Genomic DNA, 16,157 nt, shown 5'->3' on the forward strand with positions numbered 1-16,157 from the left:
AAATAACTCCTGATTAATTTTCTGCTAGCCAGCTATCAACCCGGGAACGAACCTGTCCCACTTTGACGCCATAAATAACCTGTACTTCATTTCTGTTGCGCACGACGCCGTTAGCCCCGGTGCTTTTTAATATGACATCGTCAACCAGATCCATATTGCGTATGGCAACCCGCAGGCGGGTAAAACAATTGTCCACGGAAATAATATTATCTTTGCCACCTAAGCCATTAATAATTTCATCTGTCACCGCCGACTTATCATTCATCTTCTGGCGATAATCGGCTTTGCTATATAACTTCACGTTTTCATCATCTTCGCGGCCCGGCGTTTTCAGGTTCAGCTTAACCACCAGAGTGCGGAAAATAACATAGTAGACGGCAAACTGGCCGATACCGATCAGCACATAGCCAGGCCAGCGTGTTAATGAAACGGGCAGTGGCAGGTTATAAATCAGGAATTCGATCAACCCCGACGCGCCCCATGGACGAACGGTAAAGATGTCGCAAATTGCCTGGGATGCGGCGGTTAGCGTGGCGTGAATAACCCACAGCAGCGGTGAAACAAACAGGAAGGTGAACTCGATGGGCTCGGTAATACCGGTCAGCATTGAGGTGATAATGGCGGGCAGCAGAATCGCTTTGGCCAGCATTTTCTTCTCGGGTTTCGCGGTGTGGTAGAACGCCAGTGAGGCTCCGGCAAGGCCGAAAATCGTGGTCATCCCCTGCTGGGAGAAGCGCAGGGCGTCGTTCATCACCGGGGTCAGATCCGGATGGCGCATATAGGCGAGGAAAATGGCCTGGGTACCGGACACCACCTGGCCGTCAACGTTCAGGGTGCCGCCGATTTGGGTTAACTGGAACGGGGACCACACGAAATGGTGCAGGCCGGTCGGGATGAGGAATTTTTCAAAGAAGCCGTAGACGAAGACGCCCGCGACGCCGGCATTTTTCATAAACCCGGTTAGTGCCGCAATGCCGTGAGTCATAAACGGCCAGATCCAGGTGAAGGCGATAGCATAGAAGATGATCACCGGCGTCATGGCCACTAACGTCAGCTTGGCACCGCCGTACATCGACAGCGCGCCGGGCAGTTCAATGGTTGAGACTTTATTATGGACCCAGGCGATAGTGCAGCCGAGAATAATGCCGAGGAAAACCCCCATATCGACCACCACAAACCCTAAGAGCTGCGTCTGGCCGGTGCCGTAATATTCGCCATTAATTTTTTCGGCAATGCCGTGAGTATGCTCCAGCCACGAATGGTTGGCGCCCAGAAACATGATAAAACACATCACGGAAACCAGCGCCACTTCGGTTTTTTTATCTTTTGCCAGGCCGTAGCTAATACCGACGCAAAACAGTAATCCGAGATTGCCGAATAATGGCCAGAAGGTATCGCCGAGTAACTGCCCCAGCTGATGTAAAAAACTGGTTTCAGAAATTAATGTGGGGTTGGTTAAGACAGAGCTGAGTGCCAGAATTAAACCGATAACCGGCAAGAACAATACTGCACCGATCATTGCTCTGGAGAATTTTTGCATATTCTCCAGAGCATGTTGACGTATTACAGACATAGTTGTTCCTTTTATTTTTGTAGGTACAGGGACTTTAATTATTTTTTTTACTTCCAGTATTTTTGTTATAGCAATTCCGCTATTTGAAAGGAACAGGTTGCGGGAAATAGGTACAAACAGCCGCAATATGGCAACAGGTTTCGGTGACGGGACAGGGTGAGAGGCCTTCTCCCGGTTGGGAGAAGGCTGAAGGAAGACGGACTTAAGGGGCGATAGGGGCTGGTGCGGCCTGGGCGGTCGTGACCTCGCCGTTGTGCATGGTCTGCGCAACCGGCTGTTTGTCCATATTCACCGCGCTGAGCTGGCCGCTTACCGTAGGTTTCAGCGGTGCCTCTGCCAGCACGCTGCCGCCGGCGGTCAGCTGGAAGTTACCATCGCCGGTAATCGGCAAGGCCGGCCAGCCCCACTGCTGCAGAATATTCAGCGGCACGCCACGGCCGTTCAGGCTCAGGGTGACCTGGCGCTGGGGAAGCTGCGACACCGCCGCGGTGGCCTGCAGAATACCGCGCTCGGTAAAGGCGCTCAGTTCACTGATATTGACCGTGGAAGCGTTGGCGCTCAGTTTTAACGAAGGACGGCGGACATCCACGCGGTTAAAGGTGGCGGCAGCGGCGTTCAGCGTGGCGTTGCCGTTCCAGACGCCCCAGCGACGATCTTTCACCAGCTGCAATTCGCCACCGTAACCGTCCAGGGCGGTGATCTGCCACGGGAAGGTAGGATCGATGTCGATCACCAGGTTACGGCTGGCGCTGAATTTCTTCAGCGTCAGGCTTTGCAGCCATGCTGGCAGCGGCTCCATCCACAGCTGTTTCCAGTTTTCAGGAAGGGTGTACTCCAGCCCGGCAAAGGCGGCGTCATCCAGCACCAGCGCGTTACCGGCGCGCAACCAGTTACCGGAGGTGCGCACCATTCCCCCTTCCCAGCGCGACGTAAACTGGCGCAGGGCAATCCCCTGAGGTGAAAATTCGGCATTGGCGATCGGGTCGAGCAGATGCAGCGAGCCGTTAATGAACTCGCTGGCATTCATCGACAGGGTTCCCTCTTCGCTCTGCCAGTCGCCGTGGCTCAGGGTCAGGTTCCGCAGGTTAAGGTCGAGGTCCGTCACCGCCCAGTCCGGCCCCTGCAGGCGCGCATCGGTCATATCGAGGCGGCCAATTTGCAGCGAAGGAATGCTGGTCAGCGGGGTGAAGAAGTCCGCCAGTGATTTATCGCTCTGCAGACGAATTTCGTTGAGTTGCAGGTTATCCACCAACCAGCTGCCGTCGGCGTTGCGTCTGGCGTTGCCGGTCAGCGTCCCGCGCGCGACATCGGCGCCGAGGGTGGAGAGCGTCACCTCGCCGTTATCGAGGCTGCCCTGAATCAGCACGTTGCTGGCATCAACGCCGTTGAGGGTCAACGAACCGGCGCTCATCTGAATCTGCGCCTTTTTGCCCAGTACATTACCCGCTTCCGGTGCCCAGGGGCTGACGCCGCCGGTGACGCGCTGGGCGCTCAGCTCCCAGCCGGTTTCCGGGCTGTTAAACGCCATATTGCGCAACTGCAGGCGGTCGGCGGCAAAAGGTAAGGAGGCGGAAGAGGGGGAAAGGTTTAATGTCCCGTCGCTCAGCACAATCTCGTCGGCGTGCAGCGGGTCGCTGAACTGGCGGGTACTGAAGCCAATATCGACCGTTTTGGCGACCAGCGTCGGCGGCTTGCCGTCGCGCCCGAACGTCACATTTTGCAGCTGCAGATGCAGCGGCGAAGAGAAGTCGTGGTCCATCTCGTCGAAGGAGACCTGCCAGCCGGTGCCGTCACTCAGCCAGGCGCTGGCCTGACGCGCGCCCCAATGGGTCTGCAGCAGGAACCAGGCGGCGACGATCGCGACCAGCAGGGCGGTCAGCAGCCAGAGCAGTAACTTTCCAGGCAATTTCATGGTCTTACATCCTGAGCGAGGCACATAAGGCTGTTATGCCCGAATTATGCGCAATCCTCAAGACAGGAATTGTGTAATCAGATGATGTGAGGTTACCGCAGGCGTCATTCGCAGGTGGCCCCGGCCGCCGAATGCGACCGGGGAAGTTAAGGCAGGATCAGTTTTTCTCTGGCGGGAAGACCAGGTTCAGCACAATCGCCGTAATACCGCCGGCAGCAATCCCGGAGGAGAGCAGGTTCTTCAACCAGTCAGGGGCGAACTGCAAAATCAGTGGCTGCTGGGACACGCCGAGACCGACGGCCAGCGACAGGGCGATAATCAGGATCGCGCGACGGTTCAGCGGCTCGCGGGAGACGATACGCACGCCGGACGCGGCGATGGTACCGAACATCACCAGCGTGGCGCCGCCCAGTACCGGCTCAGGAATGTGCTGCACAAAGCCGCTGACTGCCGGGAACAGGCCGAGCACGATCAGCATCAGCGCCACCACAAAACCGACATAGCGGCTGGCTACGCCAGTCAGTTGGATCACACCGTTATTCTGGCCAAAACAGGAGTTCGGGAAGGTGTTGAAGACGGCAGAAACAAAGGAGTTCAGGCCGTTCGCCAGCACGCCGCCTTTCAGGCGTTTCATATACAGTGGGCCGGATACCGGCTGCTCGGAAACGTCGGAGGTCGCGGTGATATCGCCGATGGTTTCCAGCGAGGTAATCATAAACACCAGCATCAGCGGCAGCAGCAGGCTCCAGTCAATGCCGAGGCCGTAGTAGAGCGGCGTTGGAACCATGATCAGGCTGTCGTTGGCCGGAGCGGCATTGGCCGGCAGCATATCGAGCAGCCAGGCTGCCAGATAGCCCGCCGCCATGGCGATCACCAGCGACGCAATGCGCAGGTACGGATTGCGTTGACGGTTAAGAATAATAATCAGCGCCAGCACGATGCCCGCCAGCAGCAGGTTTTTCGGCGCGCCAAAAGTATGGTCCGCCATGGCAGCGTAGCCGCCGCCAATCGAGGTCAGGCCGACCTGAATCAGCGACAGGCCGATAATCATCACCACCACGCCGGAGACCAGCGGGGTGATCACCCGCCGCGCCAGGTGCAGCACGCGGGAAATGACCATTTCTGTGCAACTTGCCAGCATCAGGGTGCCGAACAGCGCCGCCATCATCGTTGGCACGTCGGCGCCGCCGGTTTTTAGCGCGGTGCCGCCCATAATCAGCGGGGCGACGAAGTTAAAACTGGTGCCCTGGATGGAGAGCAGGCCGGAGCCGACCGGGCCCCAGGCTTTAATCTGGATGATGGATGCCACGCCGGAAGCGAACAGCGACATGCTGATGATGTGCTGGGTATCCTGAGCCGGAAGGCCCAGCGCCTGGCAGATGAGTAACGCTGGTGTGATGACCGCAACAAACATTGCCAGCAGGTGCTGAAAGGCGGCAAACAGGGTTTGTGGTAAAGGCGGACGGTCTTCGAGACGGTAGATTAATTCGCTGGTTGTTTTCGACGCAACCGGTTGCGCAACTTCTGACTCGGCGGTATTAACGGACATCACAAGCATTCCCAAAGTATCAAAGCGGGAATTTTATCGGACTGTAGTACAAAAGCAAACGTTTGCCACTCTTTGGCGGGAAATTTTTATACAAAAAACCAGCCCGGAAATTTTATTAACATTTTGTATGCTTGATCGCATCAATATCAAAACAAACTATCTTTTTCTGTTATTTGCTACGTGCTTCTGCTTAAAATCTGGCTCCGATTTCTCAAGACGAGAATCTATCGACACCGGGAATACCGTCGCGTGTGAATGAATCATGCGCAAATAAGGAGCTCTTTTTATGTTTCACCTCGATACCTTATCGACGCTCGTTGCCGCAACCTTGGTGCTGCTTCTGGGCAGACAACTGGTCCAGAAAGTCCCCTTCCTGAAGAAATACACCATCCCTGAACCTGTTGCTGGCGGCCTGCTGGTGGCGCTGGCGCTGCTGGTGCTGAAAAAAAGCATGGGTTGGGAAATCGACTTTGATATGAGCCTGAAAGACCCGCTGATGCTGGCGTTCTTTGCGACGATCGGGCTTAACGCTAACCTGGCCAGCCTGCGGGCGGGCGGTAAAGTTCTGGGGACATTTCTGATAGTGGTGGTGGGTCTGCTGCTGCTGCAAAACGCCCTCGGCATTGGCATGGCGAAGCTGCTGGGTCTGGACCCGCTGATGGGTCTGCTGGCAGGTTCGATCACCCTCTCCGGCGGCCACGGTACCGGCGCGGCGTGGAGTAAGCTGTTTGTTGAACGTTACGGTTTTGCCAACGCCACCGAAGTGGCAATGGCCTGCGCTACCTTCGGTCTGGTGCTGGGCGGCCTGATTGGCGGCCCGGTGGCGCGTTATCTGGTTAAACACTCCTCTTCTCCGGACGGAACCCCGGACGATCAGCTGGCGCCTACCGCGTTTGAAAAGCCTGAGATGGGCCGAATGATCACCTCGCTGGTGCTGATCGAGAGTATTGCCTTAATCGCAATCTGTCTGACGCTCGGGAAGGTGGTTGCGCAACTGTTGATGGGAACCGTGCTGGAATTACCAACCTTTGTCTGCGTGCTGTTTATCGGCGTGATCCTCAGCAACGGTCTGGCGCTGGCGGGCTTCTATCGCGTGTTTGACCGGGCGGTATCGATCCTGGGTAACGTCAGCCTGTCGCTGTTCCTCGCTATGGCGCTGATGAGCCTGAAGCTGTGGGAGCTGGCTTCGCTGGCGCTGCCGATGCTTGCCATCCTGGCGGTGCAGGCGGTGGCGATGGCATTGTATTCAATTTTCGTCACCTACCGCATGATGGGCAAAAACTATGATGCCGCGGTGCTGGCTGCCGGTCACTGTGGCTTTGGTCTCGGCGCAACGCCGACGGCGATTGCCAATATGCAGGCGATTACCGACCGCTTTGGCCCGTCGCATATGGCGTTTCTGGTGGTGCCGATGGTGGGGGCGTTCTTTATCGATATTGTGAACGCGCTGGTGATTAAGTTGTATCTGCTGTTGCCGATCTTTGGCTAAATCCCCGTTGTCTTTCAGGCCACAGGTGCGTTGATTGCGTTTGCTTACCCCGGTCACATAGTTATCTATGTGACCGGGGATGCGCGCACTTGTCGCCGTTCTGTAGCCCGGTCAGCGTAGCGCCAACGGGGAACGGAGGGTACTTACTCTTCGTGCTCTTCCCACGCCAGGGCGCGTTTCACCGCTTTTTTCCAGCCGCTGTAGCGGAAGTTACGTTCGGTGGTTTCGATCCCCGGGCGGAACTCGCGTTCGATTACTGCTTTCTCCTGCAGCTCATCCAGATTTTGCCAGAAGCCGACGGCCAGGCCTGCCAGGTAAGCGGCGCCCAGTGCGGTGACTTCACGGACTTCCGGGCGCTCTACGCGGGTACCCAGGATGTCGGACTGGAACTGCATCAGGAAATTATTGGCTACCGCACCGCCGTCGACACGCAGCGCGTGCAGACGTATACCAGAGTCAGCCTGCATCGCTTCCAGCACATCACGTGTCTGATAGGCAATTGATTCCAGGGTGGCGCGGATAATGTGGTTGGCATTCACCCCGCGGGTCAGGCCGAAGATCGCGCCACGAGCATACGGGTCCCAGTACGGTGCGCCGAGGCCGGTAAACGCCGGGACGACATACACCCCGTTGGTATCCTTCACCTTGGTGGCGAAATATTCGGAATCGAACGCGTCGTTTATCAGCTTCATTTCGTCGCGCAGCCACTGAATAGAGGCACCGGCCATAAACACCGCACCTTCCAGCGCATAGTTCACTTCACCACGCGGACCGCAGGCGATGGTGGTCAGCAGGCCGTGAGTCGACGCCACCGCTTTTTCACCGGTATTCATCAACATAAAGCAGCCGGTACCGTAAGTGTTCTTCGCCATCCCCTCTTTCACACACAGCTGGCCGAACAGCGCCGCCTGCTGATCGCCCGCGATACCGGCGATAGGAATACGCGTGCCGCCTTTACCACCGATGTTGGTCTGACCGTACACTTCGGAAGACTTGCGCACTTCCGGCAGCATGGCGCGCGGAATATCCAGCGCGTCGAGCATCTTATCGTCCCAGTCCAGCTCGTTAATGTTGAACAGCATGGTACGCGAGGCGTTGGTGTAGTCGGTCACGTGGACGCGGCCCTGGGTCATTTTCCATACCAGCCAGGTGTCTACGGTGCCAAACAACAGCTCGCCGCGTTTAGCGCGCTCACGAGAACCTTCAACGTGGTCCAGAATCCATTTTACTTTGGTCCCGGAGAAGTATGGATCAACCACCAGACCGGTGGCCTTACGGATGTACTCTTCCATCCCGTCACGCTTCAGCTGCTCACAGATTTCAGCGGTACGACGGCACTGCCAGACGATCGCGTTATAAATCGGTTTGCCCGTTTCGCGTTCCCACACAATGGCTGTTTCACGCTGGTTGGTGATGCCGATAGCGGCAATCTCATCGGAGCTAATATCGGCTTTCGCCAGAACTTCAACCAGGGTCGAGCTTTGGGAAGCCCAGATCTCCATTGGGTCGTGCTCAACCCAGCCTGGACGCGGATAAATTTGTTCAAATTCGCGCTGTGAAACGCTGACGATATTGGCATCGTGATCCATCACAACGGCCCGGGAGCTGGTGGTGCCCTGGTCGAGCGCAACGATATATTTTTTGTCGGTCATAGTATGAGTCCCGTAGTCAGATTACAGCGAAGCGTTGTGTTGCGTTGTCGAGGAAGTCTCTTTCTCTTCCTCAACGCAGGTGTCGCATGGCAGATGGCGGCCAATCAGCTTGCGGTAGCTGAACGCGCCCAGCGCGGCGCCCACCACCGGAGCACACAGCGGCACCAGGAAATAAGGGATATCTTTGCCGCCGGTAAAGGCGACATCACCCCAGCCGGCGAGCCAGGCGAACGTTTTCGGTCCCAGGTCACGTGCCGGGTTCATGGCAAAACCGGTCAGCGGCCCCATCGATGCACCGATGACGGCGATTAACAGACCGATCAGCAGCGGTGCCAGCGGGCCACGCGGTATGCCATTGCCATCGTCGGTCAGCGCCAGAATCACGCCCATCAGGATAGCGGTAATCACCATTTCTACCGCGAATGCCTGCACAAAATTGATATGTGGGTTCGGGTAAGTGGAGAAGATACCGGCTAGCTCAAGACTTTCGACGCTGCCACGCACCATATTGTGGCTGTGTTCGAAATCGAAGAAAAGATTGTAGTAAAGCCCGTAAACTAACGCTGCAGCGCAAAAGGCGCCGGCAAATTGAGAAAAGATAAAGGGTACAACTTTACGCCCGTCGAAGCAGGCAAAAAGCCACAGTGCGATCGTGACTGCAGGGTTGAGGTGCGCGCCGGAGACACCCGCGGTCAGATAGATAGCCATGGCCACCCCCAGACCCCAGATGATGCTGATTTCCCACTGACCGAAGCTGGCGCCCGCTACTTTTAATGCGGCGACACATCCAACCCCGAAAAAGATCAACAACCCGGTACCTAGGAACTCTGCGATGCATTGGCCTTTTAATGTTGATGTTTGGCTCATATCGAATCCTGAAGCGAAGTGGTGATTATGGTATGTATGAAGGTCGCAAGCGACCACGCTGCCATGTAGGCATAGTGTTAATTTATCGTTAACGAACAAAAACGAGAAATATCGAAATATAAATGTGTGTACTACGTCAAGAAAATGAGCGATTTCGCGCTATAAACGCGTGTTGTGACACATCAAAGACGCGTTGATGGCGGTTTTTGTTAACCCATTGATTAACAATTGCGGGTGAAGTTCCGGGGAAAAGCGCCGAATGCGCCAGGTAAAGACTGAAAAGTGTTGCAAACCGCGATCTACGCGGGTTGTCGCTGGACAGGGACGACGGGGATTCATACAATCGACAGCATGATCACTGTAGCGCGCTTATTTTCGTTAAGGCGTCACCGCGTAGGTACACAACATCATTCGGGATGCGTCAAAACGGCCAGCGAATGAATCCTCAGCCGCTTACTGTAGTAAGCGACCGGGGCGAACCCGCTAACGCAGAAGCAGCTTGAAGGACGGCGTGTACGGGATAGTACTCTATCAACGCCTTGCAAGTTCAGGAGAGGTATGACGATGTCATTAGAAGTGTTTGAGAAATTAGAATCAAAAGTACAGCAGGCGATTGATACCATCACTCTGTTACAGATGGAAATCGAAGAGCTGAAAGAAAAAAACAACACGCTGGCGCAGGAAGTTCAGGGCGCACAGCACAGCCGTGAAGAGCTGGAACGTGAAAACGGTCAGCTGAGAGAACAGCAGCAGGGCTGGCAGGATCGTCTGCAGGCACTGCTGGGTCGCATGGAAGAAGTGTAACCCTCTCGTCCTCACCCTCTCCTGTCCGGGAGAGGGTAAGCATTTCCCCGCTGTGTATATACTCTCAAGTTATAGCCAATCTTTTTTTATTCTTTAATCATTGGTTCGCTTTCTGGCACGCTTATCCCATCACAACACGACATAAAGAGAGCGGTGCGATGAATAAGTGGGGCGTTGGGTTAACTCTGTTGCTGGCATCCGCCAGCGTTCTGGCAAAAGACATTCAGTTATTAAACGTATCTTATGATCCAACGCGCGAACTGTACGAACAGTACAACAAAGCGTTCAGCGCACACTGGAAACAGGAAACGGGCGACAACGTGATTATTCGTCAGTCGCACGGCGGCTCAGGCAAGCAGGCGACGTCGGTCATCAACGGTATTGAAGCCGATGTGGTGACCCTGGCACTGGCCTATGACGTTGATGCGATCGCCGAACGCGGTCGTATCGATAAAAACTGGCTGAAACGCCTGCCGGATAACTCCGCACCGTATACCTCAACCATTGTGTTCCTTGTTCGCAAAGGCAACCCGAAACAGATTCATGACTGGAACGATTTGATCAAACCGGGCGTGTCGGTCATTACGCCTAACCCGAAAAGCTCCGGTGGCGCGCGCTGGAACTATCTGGCGGCATGGGGTTATGCCCTGCACCAGAATAACGGCGACCAGGCCAAGGCTCAGGACTTTGTAAAGGCGCTGTATAAGAATGTTGAAGTGCTGGATTCAGGCGCTCGTGGCTCGACAAACACCTTCGTTGAACGCGGTATTGGCGACGTGCTGATTGCGTGGGAAAACGAAGCGCTGCTAGCGGCGAACGAACTGGGCAAAGATAAGTTTGAAATCGTCACCCCGAGCGAATCGATTCTCGCAGAGCCGACCGTCTCCGTCGTGGACAAAGTCGTGGACAAAAAAGGCACCCGTCAGGTGGCTGACGCCTACCTGAAGTACCTGTACTCACCGCAGGGCCAGGAGATCGCGGCGAAGAACTTCTATCGTCCACGTGACCCGGACGTGGCGAAGAAATATGCGAGTGAGTTCCCGAAACTGAAGCTGTTTACCATCGATGAAGAGTTCGGTGGCTGGACCAGGGCCCAGAAAACACACTTCTCTAACGGCGGTACTTTCGACCAAATCAGTCAGCGTTAATCTCCCTCAACGCCCGGTTTCCTAACCGGGCGTTATCTTTTAGTCATCAAATTGCGCTACTCTTCCGTTTCTGGCTGAGACAGGAAAACATAATGCGAAGAGTGCGATACCTTTTATTAGCGCTGCTGGTGGTGGTGCTGGCGGCGATTGCGGGCGGCTATTACTGGCTGCATTCTGGCAATCCGGATGCGTTGCGCAAAATTGTTCTGCAACAGTGTGTTCCCAATCAACAGCAGCAGCAGAATCCCGCGCCCTGTGCGGAAGTGAACCTGAAGGGCGGCTATGTCCTGTTTAAAGACCGTAATGGCCCGCTGCAGTATCTGTTGATGCCGACTTACCGCATTAACGGCACCGAAAGCCCGCTTCTGCTTGACCCACTGACGCCGAACTTCTTCTGGCAGGCCTGGCAGGGGCGCGAAATCATGAGTGAACGTCGTGGCTCTGCCGTAGCGGATGAGGCGGTTTCATTGACGATTAATTCGCGTAGCGGACGCACGCAAAATCATTTCCATATTCATATCTCCTGCTTACGCCCCGACGTCCGTACTCAGCTCGATAAAGAAGCCTCTGTGATTAGTAGCCGCTGGCTAACGCTGCCCGGTGGCTTAATGGGCCATGAATATCTGGCCCGCCGGGTCACCGAGACGGAGCTGGCGCAGCGCAGCCCTTTTCTGATGCTGGCGGAAGAGGTACCGCAAGCGCGTGAACATATGGGGCGTTTTGCGCTGGCGATGGCGAAGCAGAGCGACGGCTCGCTGGTGCTGCTGGCGACCGAGCGTAATCTGCTGACGCTCAATCGTGCCTCGGCGGAAGAGATTCAGGATCATAGCTGCGCAATCCTGCGATAACCCCACTATATCTGGCATTTACCTGTCTTACTGTCCGTCGTATTCTTGCTGAAAAAAACGACAGGAGACAGGTATGTCGCTCTGGTTGTCCCACCCTTTGTTCCTTCCTTCTATCATTGTTGGCATCACCATCCTGCTGTGGGCGACCTCGCTGCTGCCGGAATTTATGACCGCGCTGCTGTTTTTCGCCGCCGCGATGATGGCCAAAATCGCCCCGCCGGAAGTGATTTTTGGTGGCTTTGCCTCGTCGGCGTTCTGGCTGGTGTTCAGCGGTTTTGTTCTGGGAATTGCGATTCGTAAAACCGGTCTGGCAGACAGAGCGGCGCGGGCGCTGTCGGCGCGCTTAACCGACTCCTGGCCGCTGATGGTCGCCAGCGTGGTGCTGTTGAGCTATGCGCTGGCCTTCGTGATGCCCTCAAACATGGGGCGTATTGCGCTGTTGATGCCGATTGTCGCGGCGATGGCGAAGCGGGCGGGCATCGAAGAGGGGACTCGTCCCTGGTTCGGGCTGGCGCTGGCGGTGGGCTTTGGGACGTTCCAGCTGTCGGCCACTATTCTGCCCGCCAACGTTCCGAACCTGGTAATGAGCGGGGCGGCGGAAGGCTCCTACGGGATCCACCTTAACTATCTGCCCTATTTGCTGCTGCACACCCCGGTGCTGGGCTGGCTGAAAGGCGGTGCATTGATCGCCCTGATTTGCTGGCTGTTTCCCGGAAAACCGCATCCACCACGCGATCTGACGCCTTTGCCACCGATGAGCCGCGATGAGAAGCGCCTGGCGTGGCTGCTGGCGGCTGTGCTGGTGCTGTGGGTCAGTGAGAGCTGGCACGGCATCGGTCCGGCCTGGACCGGGCTGGCGGCCGCGGTGGTGACGTTGCTGCCGCGCATCGGGTTTATCAGCGGGGAAGAATTCTCCAGCGGCGTGAATATTCGCACCTGCATTTACGTTGCCGGGATCCTCGGGCTGGCGATTACCGTCACCCAAACCGGCATCGGCGAGGTGGTGGGCAATGCGCTGCTGCACGTGATGCCGCTCGATAAAGAGAGTCCGTTTACCAGCTTCCTGGCCTTAACCGGCATCACCAGCGCCCTGAACTTCATTATGACCGCCAACGGCGTTCCCGCGCTGTACACCACCTTTGCGCAGAGTTTTTCCGATGCCACCGGCTTTCCGCTGTTAAGCGTGATTATGATTCAGGTGCTGGGCTATTCGACGCCGTTGCTGCCGTATCAGGCTTCGCCGATTGTGGTGGCGATGGCGTTGGGGAAAGTTCCGGCGCGTTCCGGCATGCTGCTGTGTATTGCGCTGGCGGCGGTGAGCTATTTGATTCTGCTGCCGTTGGATTATCTGTGGTATCAGGCGTTGGGGAAACTGTAGCCTGTTCTGCTCGGGGATTTTCCCGGAGGCGGTGCAGCGCACCTGTCCGGGCTAGCTGGAGATAACCCCGGTTGCGAAGCGCGACCGGGGAAAGACCTGCTAAAACGAATTACGCTTTTTTCGCTGCTTCTGCTGCTTTAACGATCACCGCGAAAGCATCTGCTTTCAGGGATGCACCGCCAACCAGCGCGCCGTCGATATCTGGCTGAGTGAACAGCTCTGCGGCGTTGGATGCGTTAACAGAGCCGCCGTACTGGATGATGACCTGCTCAGCCACTTTTGCGTCAGCTTTAGCAATGTGATCACGGATGAATTTGTGCACGGCCTGAGCCTGAGCCGGGGTCGCGGATTTGCCGGTACCGATAGCCCATACTGGTTCGTAAGCGATAACCACGCCTTCGAAGGCAGCTGCGCCCTGAGTGGTCAGAACGGCGTCGATCTGGCGTGCGCACACTTCTTCAGTTTTGCCCGCTTCGTTTTCCGCTTCGGTTTCACCAATGCACAGTACCGGGATCAGACCCTGCTCTTTCAGCACGGCGAATTTCTTAGCGATGAACTCGTCAGATTCTTTGTGGTAAGTACGACGCTCAGAGTGACCAATGATGATGTATTCAGCACCGACATCTTTCAGCATTTGAGCGGAGGTTTCACCGGTGAATGCGCCGGACTGGTTCAGGTCTACGTTCTGCGCGCCCAGGTGAATGTGGCTACCTTCTGCCGCGTGCTTAGCCAGGTCGATGTACATTTCTGGCGGAGCGATCGCAACGGCGCAGCCAGAAACGCCAGCCAGTTCGGTACGCAGGTTCGCGATCAGTTCGTTTACCATGTGGCGGCTGCCGTTCAGTTTCCAGTTACCCATCACTAAAGGATGTCGCATTTTAATTCTCCACGCTACTTAAGCGAATTAAGGAATATAGCCGCCCGGAAGGGCAGCATGGTCTGTCAAACAGTATAGAGATTCATCGCTGGAAAGGCTTTGCTTTTTGTCATTTATTATTGCTCTCAAGCGATTCAGATAGCGCCAGCTTAATCGGTTCAACAGCGAAGGTCAGCCCTTTTTCGCCGTGGTCTGCCACCACATAGCGTATCGCGCCTTCCGTTTCAGAGAAGTAGCGTTTGCCTTTGCCAGCGGCGAGAATTTTCTGTAATTTTTGCTGGCTCTGCGCCGGGCTTATGGTGGGGACAAAGGCGCATAATACGGCGCTCATATAGAGCTGCGCTTTGGCTTTGGCTGCTTTCTGCTCCGGCCCCTGAATAGGCAGCCAGGTGATCTGCATCGATTTTATTTTCAGCGTCCCGCGCTCCAGTGCCGCGGAGGCATAGAGATTCTCATTAATTTTAGTCGCCGCTCGCGTCAGGTTTTCCCGGTCGCGGTTTGAGGCGATGGCGCGAAACTCATTCAGCGGGAGCTTTGGATTATCGGTGTTGAATTTTTCCCGAAACTCGCTGATGGACATATCAAACGTGGGGGCGCCCGCCAGCAGATAGGGGGCTGTGGCGGAAGATTCTGGCTGTGCGGACAATGCCTTCTGGCCGACAGATAACGCTGTCAGCCCTATAAAACACAATGTCGTCCACATCTTCATGTCAGTCTTTCCTTTTTTTATCTGCTGACGATTAAAACGGGAACCGTCGCGCTTGTCAAAAAGTGGCGGCTTCAGGGTAAACTACGCGAATGATGATGGTAAGGAATAAAACATGACCCTACAGCAGTGGATGTTCTCAATAAAAGGGCGTATCGGACGCCGTGACTTCTGGATCTGGATGGGGATCTGGGTTCTGACGATGTGCGTGCTGTTTACCCTGGCCGGCACTAATTTGCTCAATTTGCAGACCGCGGCGTTCATGCTGGTTTGCCTGCTGTGGCCGACGGCGGCGGTGACCATTAAGCGACTGCATGACCGGGGCAAATCGGGGCTGTGGGCGTTGCTGATGGTGCTGGCGTGGATGCTGCTAGCCGGCAACTGGGCGATGCTGCCCGGCGTCTGGCAATGGGGCGTAGGGCGGTTTATCCCGACCTTAATTATCGTCATGATGCTCATCGACCTGGGGGCGTTTGTGGGCACCCAGGGCGAGAATAAATTTGGTAAAGAGACGCTGGATGTGCGCTGGAAAGCGGCGTCCTGATTACCAGTAATGCTCGGCAGTCATGTGGCCCGGACGGCGACGCAGATGTTTGGTCATCTCGCGGGTCTCTTTCAGCAACTGCTGAGTATCGCGCACCATCTGTGGATTACCGCACAGCATCACGTGGCTGGTGTCCGCCGTCATCGGCAGGCCAACGGCCTCTTCGAGCGCGCCGGTTTCGATCAGGAAGGGCAGTCGCCCGGTCAGGGAACCCGGCGCGGCCTCGCGGCTTACGACGGTTTGAATCCGCAATTTTCCGCCATAGCGTTGTTCTAATTCGCGCATCAACGGCAGGTAGCTGAGGTCGGCTTCATAGCGGGCGGCGTGGACCAGCACCAGGTTTTTAAAGCGCTCAAGGTCTTTGCCTTCCTGCAGAATGGACAGATAGGGGCCGATAGCGGTGCCCGTTGCCAGCATCCACAGGGTGTCGCAATCCGGCACCTCTTCGAGGACAAAAAAGCCCGCGGCTTCGCTGACGATCAGTACCTCATCGCCTGGCTTCAGGGCTGCCAGGCGGGGGCTGAGTTTGCCCTCCGGTACGGTGACCAGGTAAAACTCAAGGTCGGGATTGCCCGGCGCATTCACGTAGGAGTAGGCGCGCTGTACGCGCTCGCCGTCGATCTCCAGCCCGAGCTTGGCAAACTGCCCGGCGGTGAACGGTTGAACCGGCGCGTGGAGGTACAAGCTGAACAATGTATCGGTCCAGAACGTCACTTTTGTTACTTTGCCGCTAACCCAGTCCGCCATCTTCTTCTCCCGTTGCGCGAAGCGTTGCCTTATCTTCGTTGCACATGGCAAAGATTTCCAGCC

The 16,157-nt window shown here is 56.1% G+C and carries 14 protein-coding genes; 6 read left to right on the forward strand and 8 right to left on the reverse strand.

What is annotated here, in order from left to right; all coding sequences use genetic code 11:
• Positions 1-13 precede the first annotated feature (13 nt).
• The 3 genes from ACMYSN_RS15340 to ACMYSN_RS15350 all read right to left on the reverse strand — a co-directional run bounded on the left by ACMYSN_RS15340 (position 14) and on the right by ACMYSN_RS15350 (position 5,034).
• A complete protein-coding gene (locus tag ACMYSN_RS15340) occupies positions 14-1,573 on the reverse strand; it encodes a PTS transporter subunit EIIC (protein WP_123757082.1) in 1,560 nt (519 codons plus the stop codon).
• A gap of 202 nt (positions 1,574-1,775) precedes the next feature.
• The gene (locus ACMYSN_RS15345; protein ID WP_462495379.1) at positions 1,776-3,485 is read right to left on the reverse strand and encodes an AsmA family protein; all 1,710 of its coding nucleotides are present in this window, start codon (positions 3,483-3,485) and stop codon (positions 1,776-1,778) included.
• A 157-nt stretch (positions 3,486-3,642) separates the two neighbouring features.
• Positions 3,643-5,034, reverse strand: a complete 1,392-nt coding sequence (locus ACMYSN_RS15350; protein ID WP_123757084.1) for a nucleobase:cation symporter-2 family protein — start codon at positions 5,032-5,034, stop codon at positions 3,643-3,645.
• A gap of 286 nt (positions 5,035-5,320) precedes the next feature.
• Here ACMYSN_RS15350 and gltS point away from each other — a divergent pair, with 286 nt between their 5' ends.
• Positions 5,321-6,523 (forward strand): sodium/glutamate symporter, encoded by a 1,203-nt coding sequence (gltS, locus tag ACMYSN_RS15355; RefSeq protein ID WP_123757085.1) that lies wholly within the window; start codon positions 5,321-5,323, stop codon positions 6,521-6,523.
• 143 nt (positions 6,524-6,666) lie between these two features.
• Here the strand turns inward: gltS and glpK are convergent, their stop codons facing one another.
• Together glpK and ACMYSN_RS15365 are read right to left on the reverse strand one after the other, a co-directional pair.
• Positions 6,667-8,175, reverse strand: coding sequence for a glycerol kinase GlpK (gene glpK / locus ACMYSN_RS15360; RefSeq protein WP_123757086.1), 1,509 nt, complete (start codon positions 8,173-8,175; stop codon positions 6,667-6,669).
• Between the two features lie 21 nt (positions 8,176-8,196).
• On the reverse strand, positions 8,197-9,042 hold the full coding sequence (locus ACMYSN_RS15365; RefSeq protein ID WP_123757087.1) for an MIP/aquaporin family protein: 846 nt from the start codon (positions 9,040-9,042) through the stop codon (positions 8,197-8,199).
• A 558-nt stretch (positions 9,043-9,600) separates the two neighbouring features.
• On the opposite strand from ACMYSN_RS15365, the gene zapB reads away from it, so the two are divergent.
• The 4 genes from zapB to ACMYSN_RS15385 all read left to right on the forward strand — a co-directional run bounded on the left by zapB (position 9,601) and on the right by ACMYSN_RS15385 (position 13,220).
• Positions 9,601-9,846 (forward strand): septal ring assembly protein ZapB, encoded by a 246-nt coding sequence (gene zapB / locus ACMYSN_RS15370; RefSeq protein ID WP_095102595.1) that lies wholly within the window; start codon positions 9,601-9,603, stop codon positions 9,844-9,846.
• Positions 9,847-10,004: 158 nt separating this feature from the next.
• Complete coding sequence (locus ACMYSN_RS15375; RefSeq protein ID WP_462495380.1) at positions 10,005-10,994, forward strand: sulfate ABC transporter substrate-binding protein; 990 nt, start codon at positions 10,005-10,007, stop codon at positions 10,992-10,994.
• A 92-nt stretch (positions 10,995-11,086) separates the two neighbouring features.
• Positions 11,087-11,842, forward strand: coding sequence for a CDP-diacylglycerol diphosphatase (locus ACMYSN_RS15380; protein WP_462495381.1), 756 nt, complete (start codon positions 11,087-11,089; stop codon positions 11,840-11,842).
• 73 nt (positions 11,843-11,915) lie between these two features.
• A complete protein-coding gene (locus ACMYSN_RS15385) occupies positions 11,916-13,220 on the forward strand; it encodes an SLC13 family permease (RefSeq protein WP_462495382.1) in 1,305 nt (434 codons plus the stop codon).
• Between the two features lie 109 nt (positions 13,221-13,329).
• Here ACMYSN_RS15385 and tpiA read toward each other — a convergent pair whose 3' ends face one another.
• Both tpiA and ACMYSN_RS15395 read right to left on the reverse strand, forming a co-directional pair.
• Positions 13,330-14,097, reverse strand: coding sequence for a triose-phosphate isomerase family protein (gene tpiA / locus ACMYSN_RS15390; RefSeq protein WP_462495383.1), 768 nt, complete (start codon positions 14,095-14,097; stop codon positions 13,330-13,332).
• A gap of 109 nt (positions 14,098-14,206) precedes the next feature.
• Entirely contained in the window at positions 14,207-14,806 is a 600-nt protein-coding gene (locus tag ACMYSN_RS15395; RefSeq protein ID WP_462495384.1) for a YiiQ family protein, read from the reverse strand.
• A gap of 112 nt (positions 14,807-14,918) precedes the next feature.
• Between ACMYSN_RS15395 and ACMYSN_RS15400 the strand changes: the two genes are divergently transcribed.
• Positions 14,919-15,347 (forward strand): DUF805 domain-containing protein, encoded by a 429-nt coding sequence (locus ACMYSN_RS15400; protein WP_123757094.1) that lies wholly within the window; start codon positions 14,919-14,921, stop codon positions 15,345-15,347.
• Here the strand turns inward: ACMYSN_RS15400 and fpr are convergent, their stop codons facing one another.
• Positions 15,348-16,094 carry a ferredoxin--NADP(+) reductase gene (gene fpr / locus ACMYSN_RS15405; RefSeq protein ID WP_434582510.1) on the reverse strand — a complete coding sequence of 249 codons (747 nt, stop codon included), beginning with the start codon at positions 16,092-16,094 and terminating at the stop codon, positions 15,348-15,350.
• Positions 16,095-16,157 lie beyond the last annotated feature (63 nt).

This window comes from Klebsiella sp. R445 (assembly GCF_051131755.1).
Taxonomy (GTDB): domain Bacteria; phylum Pseudomonadota; class Gammaproteobacteria; order Enterobacterales; family Enterobacteriaceae; genus Klebsiella; species Klebsiella lignicola.